The sequence below is a fragment of the Porphyromonas miyakawae genome (genome assembly GCF_045865415.1).
In the GTDB taxonomy this organism is placed as follows: domain Bacteria; phylum Bacteroidota; class Bacteroidia; order Bacteroidales; family Porphyromonadaceae; genus Porphyromonas; species Porphyromonas miyakawae.
Genome location: NZ_BAAFSF010000002.1, coordinates 49,856 through 66,807, shown reverse-complemented (window position 1 = coordinate 66,807; position 16,952 = coordinate 49,856). Strand labels below are relative to the sequence as shown.

Here is a 16,952-nt window from a genome sequence, read left to right as displayed (position 1 = left end):
GATAATGAAGAAACGGCCTCATTTCTTAATTATACGCACATCTTCTTTAGCTGATGTAGCACTCTCTTTACGGGTGGTATATCCTATGGTGCGTATGAATCCGCATGTTCGATTCACTTTCTTGATGAAACCCTCTATAACCGGCATCTTAGTCAATGCTCCATCCAATTTGGAGGCTATGGTGATAGATCTGGATAATACGGACAAGAGCATTGTAGGGCTATTTCGTTTCTCGCGTAAACTTCTCTATGAACGCTTTTCCGGGGTGATAGATTTGGAACGGAGTAAGCGGAGCCGTTATATTACACATGTATTGCGTACTTATGGGAGAGTAAAGACTTATCGTATAAGTCGTCCGGAGGCTTTGCATAGGCAGAGTGGTGACCATATTTCTTTTGTAGAGAGTGAGCGTTACTTACACGCTTTTGAAGCCTGTTTCCAAAAAGCCGGATTGCTACAAGAAAGCCTTTCTTACCATGAGGCTGTGATGCAAGTACCGATCTATTTGGGCAGAGAGGATGCTCACTATGAAATAGGTTTAGTCCCTTTTAGTAAAGCGGATCACTCGGTGGCTAATTTAGATGCCGCTTTGCGTACTAAGGCTATTCTAAAGGAATCTTTTTCTTTGAATAGTGTTGTCATAGGGTTAGATAAGTCCCTTTCTGAAAAGATAAGAACTACGGATCCCCTGCGTGAAGACGTGTATCCTTATGTCTCATTTTATGAAGAATTGAGTATGCTAAGCCGTTTGCGAATGGTAGTTGGAGTAGATAGTTCACGCCTTCAAATGGCTCAGTTAGTAGGTGTCCCTGTTGTTTATTTGCATGAGATGCCACAAGAAAAAGAACAAATAGAAAGCTATATATTAACTCCTTTCAGAGGCCTTGAAGCCTCAGTAAACAAATAGATGAATATGAGAATAAATAAGCTCTTGGCCAATGCCGGGCTTGGTTCACGACGCGAGGTAGAAGAGTTGATTGTCTCGGGGCAGGTTAAAATAAACGGTATACAAGCTGAGCTCTCCGATCTGGTTGAGCCAGACGATGAAGTAACCGTCAATGGTGGAGATCTCCCTGTAGCCGAGCTGATTGCGCAGTACAATGCAGAGCAGAAGCAGTTGCTCTATGAGCAAACGGTAGGGCTACGTATTGCAGGCGAAGACTACTTTGATGATGAAGATTATGAGGATAGCCCAAGGAGAGGCCGTGCTTCTTCTTTTAAGCGAGGCGGAGAAGCAAGACGCTCGTCAGAACCGGCTAAATTCAAGAAGTTTCTCAATGAGGAGGAATCCATGAATTCCTACGGAGGAAGGAGGCGCAGAGATTCCTCGCCCTCTAAACCTTCCAAGCGTCCTCGAAGAGCTCAGTTTGATAGCGAGATTCAAACATATGACTCTGACTACAGCGATCATACTTCTGATAGGAGGGAAAACGTTGGTGGGGATAGAAAAACCACTTTCCAAAGGAGGGAACGACAAGCTGATTCCTATCGCTACAAGGAAAAGAGCGGATACGCACCAACCGATCATAGTAGACGAAATAAAGAGTCCTTTTCAGACGAAGGAAAAACAGATATAGCTCGTAAAAACAATAAGTATAGGAATAACCGTTATTCTCATGATGAAGAGGGCGGTCGCCGATCTTCTAATCCCTATCGAGGAAGTGAAGAGCGACGTAGTCGTAATGCACGCTCTAACGATGATCATCGTAGTGGCTATCGCACTGTAAACCGCAATCATGATGATCATGGAGCCAACCGTAGAGGGGGTAATAAGCAGGACGGTGGAAGACGCTCGGGAAATCAATGAGGGTTAGTTTAGTGCGTCATACAGCGGTCGTCAAGGACGTAGTAACTGTTTGCTATGGGGTGACTGATGTAGGCTTGCGCGATACTTTTGAGGAAGAGGCAGCACTTGTATCTCTTGAGGTAGCTCCGATAGCAAGGAACTCGGACGTAATCTTTACCAGTCCTTTACTTCGTGCTAAGCGTTTGGCACATCACTGCGGTTATGTTACAGCTGTAGAAGATAACCGTTTAAAAGAAATGGATTTTGGCGATTGGGAGATGAAACCATGGAGTGAAATACTTACTACAAATGACATTTCCTGTTTTTTTAGATCCTATATTGATCAGCCTACCCCGAACGGAGAGTCGTTGACCGACCAGAAGAATAGGGTTAAGAGTTTTTTAGATGACCAAAAGAGGAAAGGTTATGGACAAATTCTAGTCTTTTGTCATGGGGGAGTGATTAATTGCGCACGTAGTATTGTATTAGGCGCTTCTCTGGAAGATGCCTTTGCTTACTTGCCTCCATATGGCTCCATTACCAACTTAGAGTATTAGCACCATCGATACTGTATGCATAAACTTTTGTTCGCCACATTCAATCGTCACAAGCAGGAGGAAGCAGCTGCTATTTTGGCGCCTGTGATAACCCTTATTTCGCCTTCGGAGGTTAATTATAAAGATTCTCCCGAAGAAAATGCCGATACGGTAGAGGGAAATGCGCTTATAAAAGCACGTCATGGGTATGAACAGTGCGGCCTGCCTTGTTTTGCAGATGATACAGCCTTAGAGGTAATGCAGTTGAATGGAGCACCAGGCGTTCATTCGGCTCGTTTTGCAGGGTTAGATCATGATGATAAAGCTAATCGGCAGAAGCTATTAGCTGAGCTCAGTACTTTTGATCAGCCACATGTTGCGCGATTCCGAACAGTCATCGCATACATTGACCCTAAGGGTGAGGAGCATCTTTTCGAAGGAATAGTGGAAGGAAGGATCATTAACGAGGAGAGGGGAACAAATGGGTTTGGTTATGATGCTTTATTTGTACCGGACGGATATAGCACAACGTTTGCGGAGATGACCGACATCGAAAAAAATTTTGTTAGTCATCGTGCTCGTGCTTTAGCTCAATTTAAGTCTTTCCTTCTGCAATGAAGAAACTCTTCTATTTACTATTACTATCGGTTTCTTTTGTATCTCTTGTCTCCTCTCAGGAAGATTTGTGGCAGTCTATGCCTGCTTTAGGGGATATAACCTCTGTAGAGGATACTCCGGGTGGTGTGTATATTCTCTCTGAGGGTGGGCTTTTTCTCCTTAGTCCAGAGTCTTTGGAGCAAGTAGTCTCTATTGGTAAGGAGAAAGGACTCTCGGATACCAACATATTGCAAATAGGCTACGATCGAGCTACCTCTTCGCTTATCGTCTACTACAAATCTGGTAATATTGATATTATTAATGCAGATGGAAAGGTGCGAAACATCTCTGCAGTCTATGAGAATCTTGTTATTCAAGATCGTGCCATTACACATATGGTATTTGACAACGGGAGAACTTTTCTTTCCACGCACTTTGGCATATTAGAGTTAGACGTTGCCAACGCCTCTATTGTGGCTACCTATATGATGATGACCCCAATTATGGACATTGCTATATGTGGGGATCGTATTTATGCACTCAAGCAGAAGGGAGAGCTCATCGTAGCTTCTCTGAATGCTAATTTGCAAGATCCTGAAGCTTGGACGACAGTGAGCTTCAAGACAAGTATCGAAGCGAATAGCTTTACCAATATTTTTTCCTCAGATGGCGTGTTGATGCTCTTAGATAAAGAGAAGACGCTCCATGAATATGCGTACGAAACACATACACTGCAACCACGGGAGTGGTATGTGGAAAGAGGCATTGCTAATGGTACGAGTCTTGTCCTACTCAAAAACAATGAAATAGTTCGGTATAGTCCAAATGAGGGTGTCAAGCGTTTCTCTTTTGAAGGCGATGCACTCTTGGATGGTTCGGTGAATAACGAATCACACCTCTTTTATGGAGTGAGAGATTCTATTGTCTTGACGCTTCATCTTGATTCTGAGGATGGCTCTATTAGCACTTCTGTACCCTCCTGGAACGGACCGGCAGACAATCACTTCTTTGATGCTATGCTCTATAAGGGCTATTACTATGCTGTTGGAGGTGGCCGCGGAATTGATCGCTATTGGACACCCGGAAGCGTAAAGGTTCGTGAACCGAATGGGGTTTGGCACTCCATTACCTATCGCGAATTGCCGGAAGAGTTTCGCCACTCTTTTTATGACTTAGTCTCGGTAGTTCCTGACCCTAACGACCCGATGCATATATACGCCGGAGCATGGGGAGAGGGCTTGTATGAATTTAATTCTTATCAATTCGTCGCCCTCTATAATACGTTAAATAGCCCCTTACAATCTGCCTTGCCGGATGATACCGAGCATTTGAACCGATACGTTCGTGTAGGGAGCTTGGTTTTTGATGAAAAGGGTGGCCTGTGGATGATGCAGGGTGGTGTGCAAAATAATATTTACTATTACGATAAGGATAAGAAGTGGCATAATTATTTCAGTAAACCCATTGCCGGAGTTAATAGCTTCCTGTCTACAGTAATTCTACCCGGAGGCAGCAAGTGGACATGTATCAATCGCCGAGGTGGTGGAATAGATGGTTCGCAGGGTATATTCATATTTGATGACAAGGGAACACCCAATGATCTCAGTGATGATTTTACCAATTATATCAGTCAGTTTTCTGATCGTAATGGTAAGCTGATTGAGGCTACGCGCTACTACTGCATGAAGTTGGATAACGCAGGAGGACTGTGGATCGGTTCTAATAAGGGACCACTTCTTATCAACAACTATCAAGCAGCTGTTAAGGGAAATACTATACCTGTAGCAGTTCGTCCTATTGGCGGAGTCGAGCCAAACTTATATTACATGCTCGACAATGTTCCCATTATAGATATCGCAATTGATAAAAATAATAACAAGTGGTTCGCTACTGAAGGAGAGGGTATTTATTTGGTCAATGAGGATGCTTCTGAGATATTAGAGCACTTTACGGCAGAGAATAGTATCTTACCCTCCAATGCGGTCAATACCCTTGATATAGACAATGAGACCGGTCTGCTTTTCATTGGCACTGATGTGGGATTGGTCACGTATCAAACAGGGAGTCGTCGCTTTGACAAAGAGAAGCGTAGTGAGATGCATGTATATCCCAATCCTCTTCGTCCTGAAGATCCTGATCTAATCACCATAGTGGGGCTTACTGCAGGAATGGAGATAAAGGTTACAGATGTGTCAGGTAGGCTTCTTCACTCTGCGGTATCCAATGGGGCTTCTTACAAGTTTAATGCGAGAGGAGATAATGGAGAGCGCCTGCCGTCTGGAGTCTATTTGATTGCACTGTACGACCCGGAAACTAAGATGCCACATTATATCAAAATGACGATCATTAATTAATAGAAATAATATGAAACGAATAACCCTGATTTCATCTTTTGCTCTGTGCTTAGTACTCTCGATTTGTAGTCTGAGTGCCCAGCATGGGGGAATAGATGACGCATTACTCAAGGAACTCCGTCAAACAGCTTCCTTAAGCTCTACGGATCGAGCTTTACAAAATATACTGGTAGTCAATGGAATGACCTTTGACAATGCTGTTCGAGGAGCTAAACCCAACGATGTCTTTACCTATCGTGTGCCGCAAGTAGGTATTACTGATCAAAAGCAGTCGGGACGTTGTTGGTTGTTTACCGGTCTAAATGTGCTTCGTAGTGAGGCGGTGATTAAGCATGATTTAGCTACTCCTTTTTATTTTTCGCATTGTTACTCCTTCTTCTATGATCAGCTTGAGAAAGCAAATCTTTTCTTGCAAGCTATTATTGATACAAGGAGCAAGCCTATGAGTGACCAAACAGTTATTTGGCTGTTTAATCATCCGATTGGAGATGGCGGACAGTTCACCGGTGTTTCAGACAATATTATGAAGTATGGGGTTGTACCTTCTGATGTAATGCCTGAAACAGCAGCCAGCAATAATACATCTCGCATGTCCTCTTTGATTGCAACCATACTGCGTCAAGGCGGAATACGTATGCGCGATGCTGCTTCAAAGGGGGCTTCTCAGCAGCAGCTAATGGATACCAAAAAAGAGCTTCTGAAAGCCGTTTACCGTATTCTCGTACTTAACTTGGGTGAGCCTCCCCTTAAGTTTAATTACACACTCAAAGATGCCTCAGGGAAAGTTATTGCCTCTAAGGAGTACACTCCGCAGTCGTTTTATCATGATCTGATCGGGCGTGACTTATGCAAGGAGTATGTAATGATAATGAACGATCCCTCTAAGGAATTCAATCAGTGCTATGAAATCGAATATGATAGACATGTCTATGATGGTGAGAATTGGACTTATTTGAATCTCCCGATTGAAGAACTTAAAGAAATGGCTATTGCCTCACTGAAAGAGAATAGAATGCTCTACTATTCTTGTGATGTGGGTAAGCAGTTGGATCGTAAGACGGGTATTTTGTCAATGGATAACTTTGATTATTCCTCTATGGCAGGAATGCCGCTTAATATGGACAAAAGAGAGCGTATTCTCACAGGGGCAAGCGGCTCCACCCATGCGATGACCTTAGTCGCCGTGGATCTGGATGCTAATGGTAAGCCTACGAAGTGGATGGTAGAAAATAGTTGGGGCGCAGAATCCGGTTACAAGGGGCATCTCATAATGACTGACGAATGGTTTGATGAATATACCTTCCGTATTGTTGTGGAGAAGCGTTTCCTTACGGAGAAGGCAAAAGCTCTGACAAAGCGTAAGCCCATTATGCTTCCGCCTTGGGATCCTATGTTTGCGCCTGAAGAGTAGTGGACTCTATTTCTTTGGACCATATACGGCTGAGGGGGTATCATGGGGTACTCCCTCAAGAGAGCGTGGTGGGCAATTGGTTTACCTTCTCACTTAAGGTTTATCTGGATCTCTCTTTAGCCGCAGCTACAGACGATGTAACCACAACGGTTAACTATGCCGATTTATACAGAATTGTGGTAGAAGAGAATGCGCAGCCCTCTAAGCTTTTGGAGCATTTAGCCGGTCGGATACTATCCCGTATTGGAGCCGAGTTTTCCCCTGAAGTAAAAGAGGCAGAGATTGATGTAACGAAGGTGACTCCTCCTTTTAAGGCACACATACAGGGAGCTACTATTCATCTTCACCGTATATACTCCAAATAGACCTATTGCTTTCATTTATAAATGTGTCACCCCGTAAGCGTTTCCTTTCGGGGTGATTTCATTATCTTTGTATGAGTGATAAGGCTTTAGCAATGTGATGAACAAGTCATATTTCCGTTGGGTACACTTACCTATTCTGATAGGCTGTATGCTCTTTTCCCCTCTTTTTCTTCAGGCGCAGAATCTTAGGGAGATGATGGCGCAGCTTCCTCAAGGAGAAATACCTTTTATTTCTGCTGATGGGGTACTGGCACAGCTTTTTGAGAAGCCTGTAGGTGCTTCTATCGACTTTCCTAGGGGAACCGGAGAATTGATAGTAGAGGCACGCACAGAGAACCAGCTTGCGGTACGATATAAAGGCTCTTCTACGAAAATTCAGTTTGCTAAATTGAAGTTTAGAAGACGTCCCATACTCATGCTTATTTCAACTGCTCAAGGAATTGGAGTGGTGGGTTTTTATGATGCAAAGGGAGCGCCTATCAAGGAAAGTTTGGGATTGCCGGAATTGGATGGTAGTATATTTCTTCCTGATGCCGAAGAGTCGTTACGAGTCAGTCTTCCCTTGGCTCTCTCGTGGAATGAAAAAGAAAAATTAATGATTATCACCGCCCACCCGGAAGAGTGCACAAATAGTCAACTTCGGGATAGTTATGAAGGACTTGTAAATTCAGGGGATAGGGTGGTATATAAATGGAAAAGAAGAGCATTTAAGCAGGTAAAATAATAGAAAAGCACTATGACTAAGCAAACCAAACTATTGATAATTATAGGTGCTGCTGTTTTACTCATTTTAGCGGCAGGCGGTATTTTTCTTCATTTAGAGCGCAGCCGCTTTACAAAAGAGCGTGCAGACTTTGCAGCCCTTGAGAAGGAGCGAATGGAGGAAGAGCTTGAGCAACTACAGGCTGACTATGGAGCTCAGATGGATAAGATACAAGATGAAATGAGCTACGGAGAGCAGTTTATGCATCTATCCAGTGACTCTCTCATGGTGCAACTCTCTCGTGAAAGAGCTCGTGTAGAGCGACTTGCTGATGAGCTTCGTCAAACCAAAGCAACTGATAACAAGAGAATAAAAGAGCTTAGCAGTGAGATAACATCGCTACGCAAAGTGCTACGAAGCTATATAGTACAAGTAGACTCCTTGCAGCAACTTAACGCCTCCCTAAGAAGAGAAAACGAAGAAATAAGAACTCAGTATGTAGCTTCTGAGCAGAAGGCAAATCAACTCAAAGCAGAAAAAGGAAAACTTAGCGAGCAGGTTACCCGTGCAGCCCGTTTGGAGGCCACTCAATTAAGCTGTGCTACACTTGACCGGCATGGTAAGACTACAAGACGAATCAACCGGATTGCTACGCTCCGATTTGATCTGATAATTGGTAAGAATATTACAGCAGAGCCAGGTGCAAGGCGCATCTATATGCGTATCCTTAACCCCTATGATCAGCCTATCGCCGGTCCTCAGGGAGAGCAGTTTAAATTTGAAGGAACGACTCTTACTGCTACGGCTTCGCGAGAGATTGAGTATGGCGGAGAAACATTGCCGGTCTCTCTTTTTTGGAATGTGAATGAAACCCTCTTGGAGGGACGTTACAGGGCAGACTTTTTCTCGGATGGTGCTATAATTGGGCAGATCTCTTTCACTTTAGGTAAATAGAGTAACTCCTTTTCGGGTATCAACGCTTCTTTGCACAGTTGTGCGAAGAAGCGTTTTTTTTTGAGTTTTTAGATAATGAACTTTATTCTGCATTTCAGTCCGATAGTTTAGATCGGCATGATGATTTGTGGTATAAGCAACACGCTTATAGAGTTTTGTCTGCGTGGAACGAATCAGAAAGGATGAAAATATTTATTCATGCTTTTGTCTCATCTATAACTGTATCCGGATATTCGGAGTCTCTATTGAAAAAGGTATTGATGTTCCATCTGAGAAGTATATATGTTTTAACTGAAAAGTACTGATATTTCAAAAGAAATATCAGTGCTTTTTGTTAGGACTCTTTTAAAGGGGCAAACTTTATTTCCCCTTACTACTATTAATTGTTGAAATCGAAGCTGATGCCTATGCGAAGCCCGGCCGGATCCACAGGGTAGTGAGCTAATGAGAAGCGTTCACTGGGATTGAGAAATAGTTCTGCAGCATTGTAATAAACAAGGAAAAAGCGGCAGCGACGGAGCTTGAAGTTGGCAAAAATATTCAGTAACGGATAGTTGCCGACTGAGGTGCTCTTTTGATTGATAAACTGTTGCGTAGCGGGATCGTAGTATGGCGCATGGTAGCGCGTGTGGAAGTATCCGTCAATTCCCAGTTGGGTCCGCATCACCTTGGCAACATAAAAGTCAAGATAGACAGAGGCATAGGCACTGAGCATGGGTAAGGGGATTACGCTTGCATTAGAGGTCATCTGATAGGAGGCCTCAAGATTCCAATTAAGGATTCTCCAGTTCAGTTTGTGGCGTAATCGAGCCTCAAGTATTTGTACAATGCCCTCATGTTGGTAAGGCATAAAGTCCTCATCAAAGTAGATTGTATTGCGCAGTGTAGCAGAAGAAACAGAAATCGAAGTTCCCCAACTTGGTGCTGATAGCACACCCCCGAGAAGAAGCTTCTGCATGAATCCAAAATCCTTATCCCAGCGTAAATAACTACCTCTGTGGTGTTCTATAAAAACGGGCGGCTTAAGGTTATGGAAGTAGCCAAAGGCTTTTATATTGACCGGCACTTTCCAGAGCTTGAAGAGGGTGCTAATATTCCCATCAAGTCGTATGTTCCCCGCATCATGTCCTACAGGAGCCATTTCACCTGTTACATCAAATTGTAGTAGTCCATTTCCTCCGGTGCGCGAAATATTCGCCCCAATATAGGTGGAAAAATCCCGACTTCGCCCATTATTTTCGGGAATGGTATCACGCATGAAATAAAATTGGTTTTGTAGACGTACATAGGCGGTTAACCCGAATTTAACCCATGGGCGGAAGCCTTCACGCAAAGAAAGGGCGATGGTGTTATTTATTTTCGTATAGCGTGTGGAATCGAAAGGCTCAAATTGGATGGCACTCTTCTCTTTGTCTTTACGCGTTCGTTCCCACCAATAGGCATTATGCTGTGGATAGACTTTGCTTAGTTCTTCATTATTACCCACAAAAATGCGTGTTCCCTTGTAGTATTCAAATCGGTGCTCTATGCTTGCGAAGGAGACAAAAATACTAGTGTCTTGCTCGGCAGGTCGTCCGTTAGGGAGTGTGTTACCCACCAAGAAGTAGTGCTTTTTCCCAAAATTGTAGCGGTGATTGAGATGGGCTTGCCCTACAAAATGGCTATTCCCAACACCGGAAGGAAAACGAACCGGTATTTCAATGGCTTCTATATTTCGGCGAGCAGATGCATATTGCTCCGGATGAGTAATATAGCTATCATCAGCAATTCCTCCGTTCTCAGTCATTCGAAAGTAATTATTACCAACCCAAGTATATAGCTCGTAGTGGTCCAGGTTTAGTGAGCCAAACAGACGATAACTAACTGCTTTGCTTCGCTGTGCTATATACTTGCCACGAGAAAACCAGTAGGCAAAGTCACCTCCCAAGTTGAGATGCTTGCCAAAGTTGATAGCTAAGGTCATATCGAAGAGCTCTTCTCTCTGTGGCACAGCACCATGTCTGGAATAAGAAACATCCGAATAAGGAGATTGAGTATCGTAGAAGAGCACTTTGTCTGCTTCGTAAAGCAGACCTTTATAAGCATTGCCAAAGACAAACGGATTCCACTCTTTTGCTCGATCAAAATAGGTTTGTAGCAAACGGGGGCCTACAGCATTACCATTGTAGGCAAGAGCAAGAGAGGAACCTTCCGGAAAGGCGCGACGGTAGTAGTTGAGAAAAGTAGTGTCGGGGGCTGCTTGAGAAAGGCGAAAAATATACGGATGCATAGTAAACGCCTTTAATGATTCCTTGCGGTGAATTAGCTCCGGATCATCCGGGTAAATACCCGTAAGCATAGCCGTATTAACGTTGTCTTCTTGTGCATGGGAAAGCTTAATGCCGAAGAGCATCAAGAGTAAAAGCGAGTTTAGATATGCAAGGAGACGAAGTGGGCGCATTAGTAATTACGAATAATAAGCATGGAACCATTGGAATAGACTGCATAGCGGAGTAAAGGCTCTTTGCAGCCCTCGGTCAGGGGATTACCCCCTCCGTATAGAATGCTGAATTCATTGTGGCATTTGGGGCAATACGCATTGAGCTTGTCATTGACCGTTAAGCGCACCTTTGCGGAACGCTCTATTGGACAAGCTGCATCATAAGCATAAAATGAATTGCCATTGCCATCGGTAATGGGGGAGTGGATAATGAGTAATCCGCCAAAGCCGAGCTGAGTCACTGCTGTAGAAGGATGTGTTACCACCATCCAGCCGCCCTCTGCACGCAAATCTTTTGCCTCAGAACTATTAAGGTCTATCTCGCAATAAACCGGGTAAGATGGAATAGAGGAGCGTACCGCAGGAGTACAACAAAGCGCAAACAGCGGCAAGATACTCGTAAAAAGTATCTTGCCATAATAGTGCTTTTGTGCCCATCTGTTATGCATTATAGGGAACTTTAGATAGAGTCTCTCCGAGTTTCTCTGCTGCCTGCTGCATCATAGGTTTTGCCATTCCCCTAAGAAAAATAGGTACATCGGCATCTAAAGTTGTGCTTAGCTGGGTCTCCTCATTAAGCCCCTTAAGAGAAATAGTTAACTTACCGGAAATGGGAAGACCTTGACCGGAAGAAATGAGCGTAATACGTTCGTTAGGAATGGACTCGGTAATCTCAAAAAGGGCTGAAAGTCCACCATCAGCAGTTACACGACAATGTGTACTATCAATTATCTCAATTGCAATTTTATCATCTTGAATATGCTCGGCAAGAGGCTTGAGGTTCTCAAGATTAGAGAGCTTTTCGAAAACTACCGTAGAGGAAGCTGCAACGTTATATTCCTTACTTTGAATGATCATATTGTGTTTGTGCGATTAGTCGTTACTTATTTTCATTTTGGAGCAGACCAGTGATGAGGATCTTTACGCCAGTCAATCAGAATGCTTTTTGTTTCTGGATTGATAAGTCCATCCTTAGAAGCAGCCTCAATTACTGCATCATAGTCAGAAAGCGTATCCAAAGCACAATTGGCATCTGCGAAGCGATCGACAGCTTCTTGAAATCCATGGGTGTAGACAGCAATGAGTCCTTCTACTTTAGCTCCTGCATCTCTTAGTGCATCAACGGCTTTAAGGCTACTGCCTCCTGTAGAAATAAGATCTTCGATCACAACTACTTTACTGTTTTCGGGTAAGTATCCTTCAATTAAGTTCTCTAATCCGTGATCTTTAGGCTTAGGACGCACATAAACGAACGGAAGTCCCAGTTCATCTGCCACTAATACTCCCCAACTAATAGCCCCGGTTGCAACACCTGCAATTACTTCTGCATCGGGGTATAGCTCCAACGCAGTCTGTGCAAGAGCCATTTTTACGTAGCTTCTTGCAGCAGGATAAGAGAGTGTACGACGATTGTCGCAGTAGATTGGTGAAAGAATTCCGGAAGCCCATGTGAATGGCTTATGTGGGCTTAGCGTAACAGCATCCACGGAGAGTAAAAGACGTGCTATAATTTCTCTTGTGTGTGGGTTCATATTATTGTTCCTTAGTAAGTGATTTATTATCCAAAAGGTCGGGTCGAAGCCGCTTAGTGCGCTCTAAAGCCTGCTCTTCTTGCCAAGCTGCTATCTTAGCGGCATGACCGCTTAAGAGTATGTCAGGCACTTTCCACCCATTGTATTCTGCGGGACGAGTATAGACCGGAGGAGCGAGTAGTCCATCTTGAAAAGAGTCGCTCAATGCACTTTCAGCATCACCAATAGCTCCGGGAATAAGTCTTGTGATAGCATCCACAATAATCCCGGCAGCAGGCTCCCCTCCACTTAGTACGTAGTTCCCAATGGACAGCTCTCTTGTGATCAAGTGATCTCGTACTCTTTGGTCAATCCCTTTATAGTGACCGCAGAGGATCAGTAAATTCTTTTTTAGAGAAAGCTCGTTAGCAATGTTTTGATCAAATAGCTCGCCATCGGGGGAGGTATATATTGCCTCATCGTAGACATGAGTTGAGCTGAGTTCCTCTATAGCTCGAGCGATAGGCTCTACTGCCATCACCATACCGGCCTCTCCCCCATAGGGATAGTCATCAACTCGTCTCCATCGGTTAGTACTCCAAGTGCGCAAGTCATGGAATCCCAATGAGAGTAACCCCTTATCCTGTGCTCTCTGGCAGATGGAGTAAGAGAGCATCGCCCGCATAGCGTCCGGGAAAAGGGTGATGATGTCAACGTGCATATTTGAGCGTATAGCAGTTACTTGTCTAACTCCGCAAGCTGAGCTTGTAGTGTAGCAATACGGCTTTTGGCGTCAGCCTCTTTCTTGCGTTCAATAGCCACTACGTTCTCAGGAGCATTCTCTACGAAACGGGCATTAGATAGCTTTTTTTCTACTCCTTTTAGGAAGCCTTCTTGATGTTGCAAGTCGGCCATCAATTTCTGTCTAAGGGCATCTTTGTCTACAGCGTTATCTATTAGAAGAGAGTACGAATAAGTCTCTACGATAAAGCCTGTTTTGATTCCCTCGGAGTCATCTTTTTGCTTAAGGTCTACGTTTGCCAATTTCATCAGGAGGGCATCTGCTTCACCGGGATGATCTTGAGGAATAACCAATACTAACTTCTCATTCTTGGCAATGTTGTTTTTGTTGCGTGCGTTTCGTACTTCGGTAATTACATTGCGTATTACCTCCACAGCATGTAGTAATGAGTTGTTTGCTTGTGCGGGTTTGGCTATACGAGTTAGCATAATGCTTTCTCCCTTTTGGCGCGGTTCTATCTCTTGCCACAGTGCTTCCGTAATGAAAGGCATAAAGGGGTGCAATAGTTGCAGAAGAATCTCGAAGAAGGCAATGGTGCTTTTGTGTGTAGCTGCATCTAACGGATGTCCGAAAGGAGGCTTTATTGCCTCTAGGTAGAAAGAGGAGAAGTCATCGCGGAATAGTCTGTAGAGTAGTGTCATAGCCTCACTAATGCGGTATTTGCTCATTAGATCATCCAGCTCTTTTATCGCATTTCCGAGGAATCCTTCAAACCAAGCTACTGCTTGTTGCGCTGTTTCCGGTTGTGCTAATGTATTGTCTACAGGAAGTTGCTCAACCAACCGGAACGCATTCCATATTTTGTTGCAGAAATTACGTCCTTGCTCTATCAGAGACTCTTCGTAGAGTAAGTCATTACCTGCTGATGTTGCCATCATAAGACCACAACGCACGGCATCTGCTCCGTATTGGTTCATCAGTGCTATGGGATCGGGCGAGTTGCCTAAGCTCTTAGACATCTTTCGTCCTTGTGCATCTCGCACGATGCCGGTTAGGTATACATCTTTGAATGGACGAGTCCCTTTGAACTTGTATCCCGCCATGATCATGCGAGCTACCCAAAAGAATAGTATATCGGGTCCTGTCACAAGGGTTGTGGTAGGGTAGTAATAGTTAAGCTCTTTATTGTTTTCGTCGAAGAAGTCCCCAAAGACACTCATAGGCCACAACCAAGAACTAAACCATGTGTCTAAGCAATCTTCCTCCGGTCTTAGATCTTCTATAGAGAGACTCTCTCCCCCCTCCTTAAGTTGTGCCTTTGCGAGTGCTTGTTCGGGGCTTTCGGCCACCACAAAGTCACCATTGGGCAAATAGTAGGCAGGAATACGATGTCCCCACCATAACTGACGGCTAAGGCACCAGTCCTTTATATTTTCCATCCAGTGGCGATAGACATTCTTAAACTTAGCAGGAATAAGCTGTACGTCATCCTTTTCAACCGCTTCCAATGCCGGCTTTGCTAAATCTTCCATTTTGAGGAACCACTGCATAGATAATTTGGGCTCAATCGGCACACCGGTTCGCTCACTACACCCTACACGATTGGTATAGGTCTCAATGCGCTCCATTAAACCGGCAGCCTCAAGGTCTTTAGCAATTTTATCACGAACCTCGAAGCGATCCATGCCTTTGTATGCGCCTCCATGTTCATTTAGGGTGCCATTGTTGTTGAATATATCAATGGAGGGTAAGTGATACTTCTGCCCTAAGTTGTAGTCGTTTATGTCGTGTGCGGGAGTTACTTTAAGACAGCCGCTACCAAACTCCCTATCCACATAGCTGTCGGCGATAATAGGTATAACGCGACCTACAATGGGAACGATCACTTTTTTGCCGATATATTGTTTATAGCGTTCGTCGTCGGGATTTACGCAAAGCGCTGTGTCCCCGTGAATTGTTTCCGGACGCGTAGTAGCCACAACAAGGAAGTCGCCATCAGCAGGATCTTCAAATCGATAACGAAGCCAGTATAGTTTACCCACCACATCGCGATATATCACCTCCTCATCACTCAGAGCCGTTTCTGCCTTAGGATCCCAATGTACAATGCGTACGCCCCTATAGATAAGTCCTTCCTCAAAAAGCTTACAGAAGACCTTTATTACAGATTTGCTGCGTGCTTCGTCCAAAGTGAAAGCAGTACGATCCCAGTCGCAAGAAGCCCCCAAACGCTTGAGCTGTTCCAATATAATCCCCCCATGCTCATGCGTCCATGCCCAAGCGTGTTCAAGGAATTGATCTCTTGTGAGATCGTGCTTATTAATGCCTTTTTCAGCTAACTTAGCCACTACTTTAGCTTCAGTTGCAATGGAGGCATGATCGGTTCCGGGCACCCAGCATGCGTTATATCCTTGTAGTCTGGCGTGCCTTATAAGTATATCTTGAAGCGTATTGTTGAGCATGTGCCCCATGTGGAGCACACCGGTTACATTAGGAGGTGGTATTACGATTGTGTAAGGTTCACGATCGTCGGGATGGGATGAAAAAAGATGTTCATCCATCCAGTACTTATACCACTTTTCTTCTACTGCTCCCGGGTCGTATAAATGCTCTTTTGCTGCCATTCCTGTAATAGTCTTTTCTGTCTATATTTTCCGCAAAGTTAGCCTATTTACCTCATTTAATACCGCTTTTCGGCAAAAAATCTGTATAGCTTCGCTTAATTCATGTTTCAGTGTGATGCTTTCTCAATACTCCTAAATAAGGCGTTGCTTTGCGTCTTTAAATTGATCTGTACCTTTTGGATGATATATCTATATGTTTCAATTGAAAGATATAGATGTTTCAATTGAAAGTTACAGATATAATTTTGAGCTGAAACTATCCGCTTCTAATCACGCTCTTCTGAAATACCTTGAAATGGTGACTGTACGCTTTGTCAACTCAATAATAATACCTACTTTTGCCGAGGAAATGAGTGTTGTGTTCATTCGGAACTTAAAGAAAATTTGATACGTGCAGCACACAGATAAGGATTGTATGATGCAACGGGCTCGGGTGCAGTCTATCTCGGGCGGAAAGATCGTTGTTACCGTGATGCAAGCAAGTGCTTGTATGGGGTGTCATGCCGCCGGTTCGTGCTCCGTGTTGGATAAGAAACCTCGAAGCGTGGAGGTGAATATGCCCTCTGGTGGGCAATTTCAACTTGGTGAAGAGGTGATGCTCAAGGGGGCCTATTCAATTGGCCGCCGAGCAATATTTGCTGTTTTTATAGTGCCTCTCATCCTATTGTTAGCAGCTGCATTTATCGCTTTAAGCGCTTTGGAGTGGAGTGAACCTAATGCTATTTTTCTTTCTTTGGGAGTGATTGTAGTGTATTACTTGCTTCTCATTCCATTTAGGGGATATTTTGAAAAGAAGCTCAGTTTTACAATTGAAAAAATCCCTCCTCACAACTCTGTGGAAGCGGATAGTTAGGACAGGGAAAGAGATAATTACTTGGGAGTATTCTTAA

General features: G+C 44.0%; 16 protein-coding genes. 10 read left to right on the top strand and 6 right to left on the bottom strand.

Features of this window, described 5'->3' with window-relative positions; all coding sequences use genetic code 11:
- Nucleotides 1-4: 4 nt before the first annotated feature.
- The 9 genes from ACLWMH_RS05105 to ACLWMH_RS05065 all read left to right on the top strand — a co-directional run bounded on the left by ACLWMH_RS05105 (nucleotide 5) and on the right by ACLWMH_RS05065 (nucleotide 8,706).
- On the top strand, nucleotides 5-907 hold the full coding sequence (locus tag ACLWMH_RS05105) for a glycosyltransferase family 9 protein (protein WP_411915676.1): 903 nt from the start codon (nucleotides 5-7) through the stop codon (nucleotides 905-907).
- Nucleotides 908-1,807: a S4 domain-containing protein gene (locus ACLWMH_RS05100; RefSeq protein WP_411915675.1), complete on the top strand. Its 900-nt coding sequence runs from the start codon at nucleotides 908-910 to the stop codon at nucleotides 1,805-1,807.
- Nucleotides 1,804-2,343 (top strand): alpha-ribazole phosphatase family protein, encoded by a 540-nt coding sequence (gene cobC / locus ACLWMH_RS05095; protein ID WP_411915674.1) that lies wholly within the window; start codon nucleotides 1,804-1,806, stop codon nucleotides 2,341-2,343. Before ACLWMH_RS05100 ends, cobC begins: the two co-directional genes overlap by 4 nt.
- Before the next feature lie 15 nt (nucleotides 2,344-2,358).
- Nucleotides 2,359-2,940 (top strand): RdgB/HAM1 family non-canonical purine NTP pyrophosphatase, encoded by a 582-nt coding sequence (gene rdgB, locus ACLWMH_RS05090; RefSeq protein ID WP_411915673.1) that lies wholly within the window; start codon nucleotides 2,359-2,361, stop codon nucleotides 2,938-2,940.
- Nucleotides 2,937-5,273, top strand: a complete 2,337-nt coding sequence (gene porZ / locus ACLWMH_RS05085; protein WP_411915672.1) for a type IX secretion system anionic LPS delivery protein PorZ — start codon at nucleotides 2,937-2,939, stop codon at nucleotides 5,271-5,273. Before rdgB ends, porZ begins: the two co-directional genes overlap by 4 nt.
- A gap of 10 nt (nucleotides 5,274-5,283) precedes the next feature.
- Complete coding sequence (locus ACLWMH_RS05080; RefSeq protein WP_411915671.1) at nucleotides 5,284-6,684, top strand: C1 family peptidase; 1,401 nt, start codon at nucleotides 5,284-5,286, stop codon at nucleotides 6,682-6,684.
- On the top strand, nucleotides 6,684-7,049 hold the full coding sequence (gene folB, locus ACLWMH_RS05075) for a dihydroneopterin aldolase (RefSeq protein ID WP_411915670.1): 366 nt from the start codon (nucleotides 6,684-6,686) through the stop codon (nucleotides 7,047-7,049). The genes ACLWMH_RS05080 and folB overlap by 1 nt, the downstream gene beginning before the upstream one ends.
- Before the next feature lie 97 nt (nucleotides 7,050-7,146).
- Complete coding sequence (locus ACLWMH_RS05070) at nucleotides 7,147-7,773, top strand: hypothetical protein (protein WP_411915669.1); 627 nt, start codon at nucleotides 7,147-7,149, stop codon at nucleotides 7,771-7,773.
- A 12-nt stretch (nucleotides 7,774-7,785) separates the two neighbouring features.
- Nucleotides 7,786-8,706, top strand: a complete 921-nt coding sequence (locus tag ACLWMH_RS05065; protein ID WP_411915668.1) for a hypothetical protein — start codon at nucleotides 7,786-7,788, stop codon at nucleotides 8,704-8,706.
- Between the two features lie 379 nt (nucleotides 8,707-9,085).
- Here ACLWMH_RS05065 and ACLWMH_RS05060 read toward each other — a convergent pair whose 3' ends face one another.
- From ACLWMH_RS05060 to ACLWMH_RS05035, 6 genes are read right to left on the bottom strand one after another with little or no spacing between them, the layout of a single operon-like run.
- The gene (locus ACLWMH_RS05060; RefSeq protein ID WP_411915667.1) at nucleotides 9,086-11,146 is read right to left on the bottom strand and encodes a putative porin; all 2,061 of its coding nucleotides are present in this window, start codon (nucleotides 11,144-11,146) and stop codon (nucleotides 9,086-9,088) included.
- The gene (locus tag ACLWMH_RS05055; RefSeq protein WP_411915666.1) at nucleotides 11,146-11,634 is read right to left on the bottom strand and encodes a hypothetical protein; all 489 of its coding nucleotides are present in this window, start codon (nucleotides 11,632-11,634) and stop codon (nucleotides 11,146-11,148) included. Before ACLWMH_RS05055 ends, ACLWMH_RS05060 begins: the two co-directional genes overlap by 1 nt.
- On the bottom strand, nucleotides 11,627-12,043 hold the full coding sequence (locus ACLWMH_RS05050) for a CoxG family protein (RefSeq protein ID WP_411915665.1): 417 nt from the start codon (nucleotides 12,041-12,043) through the stop codon (nucleotides 11,627-11,629). The genes ACLWMH_RS05055 and ACLWMH_RS05050 overlap by 8 nt, the downstream gene beginning before the upstream one ends.
- Before the next feature lie 32 nt (nucleotides 12,044-12,075).
- Nucleotides 12,076-12,717 (bottom strand): orotate phosphoribosyltransferase, encoded by a 642-nt coding sequence (gene pyrE, locus ACLWMH_RS05045; protein ID WP_411915664.1) that lies wholly within the window; start codon nucleotides 12,715-12,717, stop codon nucleotides 12,076-12,078.
- Between the two features lies 1 nt (nucleotide 12,718).
- On the bottom strand, nucleotides 12,719-13,417 hold the full coding sequence (trmD, locus tag ACLWMH_RS05040) for a tRNA (guanosine(37)-N1)-methyltransferase TrmD (protein WP_411915663.1): 699 nt from the start codon (nucleotides 13,415-13,417) through the stop codon (nucleotides 12,719-12,721).
- A gap of 17 nt (nucleotides 13,418-13,434) precedes the next feature.
- Nucleotides 13,435-16,062 (bottom strand): valine--tRNA ligase, encoded by a 2,628-nt coding sequence (locus ACLWMH_RS05035; RefSeq protein ID WP_411915662.1) that lies wholly within the window; start codon nucleotides 16,060-16,062, stop codon nucleotides 13,435-13,437.
- 415 nt (nucleotides 16,063-16,477) lie between these two features.
- Here ACLWMH_RS05035 and ACLWMH_RS05030 point away from each other — a divergent pair, with 415 nt between their 5' ends.
- Nucleotides 16,478-16,915 (top strand): SoxR reducing system RseC family protein, encoded by a 438-nt coding sequence (locus ACLWMH_RS05030; protein WP_411915661.1) that lies wholly within the window; start codon nucleotides 16,478-16,480, stop codon nucleotides 16,913-16,915.
- Nucleotides 16,916-16,952: the final 37 nt, after the last annotated feature.

Bases quoted from the DNA above. Each gene is read 5' to 3' on its own strand.
- ACLWMH_RS05105 (WP_411915676.1), top strand. From the start codon at position 5: ATGAAGAAACGGCCTCATTTCTTAATTATACGCACATCTTCTTTAGCT.
- ACLWMH_RS05100 (WP_411915675.1), top strand. From the start codon at position 908: ATGAATATGAGAATAAATAAGCTCTTGGCCAATGCCGGGCTTGGTTCA.
- cobC (WP_411915674.1), top strand. From the start codon at position 1,804: ATGAGGGTTAGTTTAGTGCGTCATACAGCGGTCGTCAAGGACGTAGTA.
- rdgB (WP_411915673.1), top strand. From the start codon at position 2,359: ATGCATAAACTTTTGTTCGCCACATTCAATCGTCACAAGCAGGAGGAA.
- porZ (WP_411915672.1), top strand. From the start codon at position 2,937: ATGAAGAAACTCTTCTATTTACTATTACTATCGGTTTCTTTTGTATCT.
- ACLWMH_RS05080 (WP_411915671.1), top strand. From the start codon at position 5,284: ATGAAACGAATAACCCTGATTTCATCTTTTGCTCTGTGCTTAGTACTC.
- ACLWMH_RS05070 (WP_411915669.1), top strand. From the start codon at position 7,147: ATGAACAAGTCATATTTCCGTTGGGTACACTTACCTATTCTGATAGGC.
- ACLWMH_RS05065 (WP_411915668.1), top strand. From the start codon at position 7,786: ATGACTAAGCAAACCAAACTATTGATAATTATAGGTGCTGCTGTTTTA.
- ACLWMH_RS05060 (WP_411915667.1), bottom strand. From the start codon at position 11,146: ATGCGCCCACTTCGTCTCCTTGCATATCTAAACTCGCTTTTACTCTTG.
- ACLWMH_RS05055 (WP_411915666.1), bottom strand. From the start codon at position 11,634: ATGCATAACAGATGGGCACAAAAGCACTATTATGGCAAGATACTTTTT.
- ACLWMH_RS05050 (WP_411915665.1), bottom strand. From the start codon at position 12,043: ATGATCATTCAAAGTAAGGAATATAACGTTGCAGCTTCCTCTACGGTA.
- pyrE (WP_411915664.1), bottom strand. From the start codon at position 12,717: ATGAACCCACACACAAGAGAAATTATAGCACGTCTTTTACTCTCCGTG.
- trmD (WP_411915663.1), bottom strand. From the start codon at position 13,417: ATGCACGTTGACATCATCACCCTTTTCCCGGACGCTATGCGGGCGATG.
- ACLWMH_RS05035 (WP_411915662.1), bottom strand. From the start codon at position 16,062: ATGGCAGCAAAAGAGCATTTATACGACCCGGGAGCAGTAGAAGAAAAG.
- ACLWMH_RS05030 (WP_411915661.1), top strand. From the start codon at position 16,478: ATGATGCAACGGGCTCGGGTGCAGTCTATCTCGGGCGGAAAGATCGTT.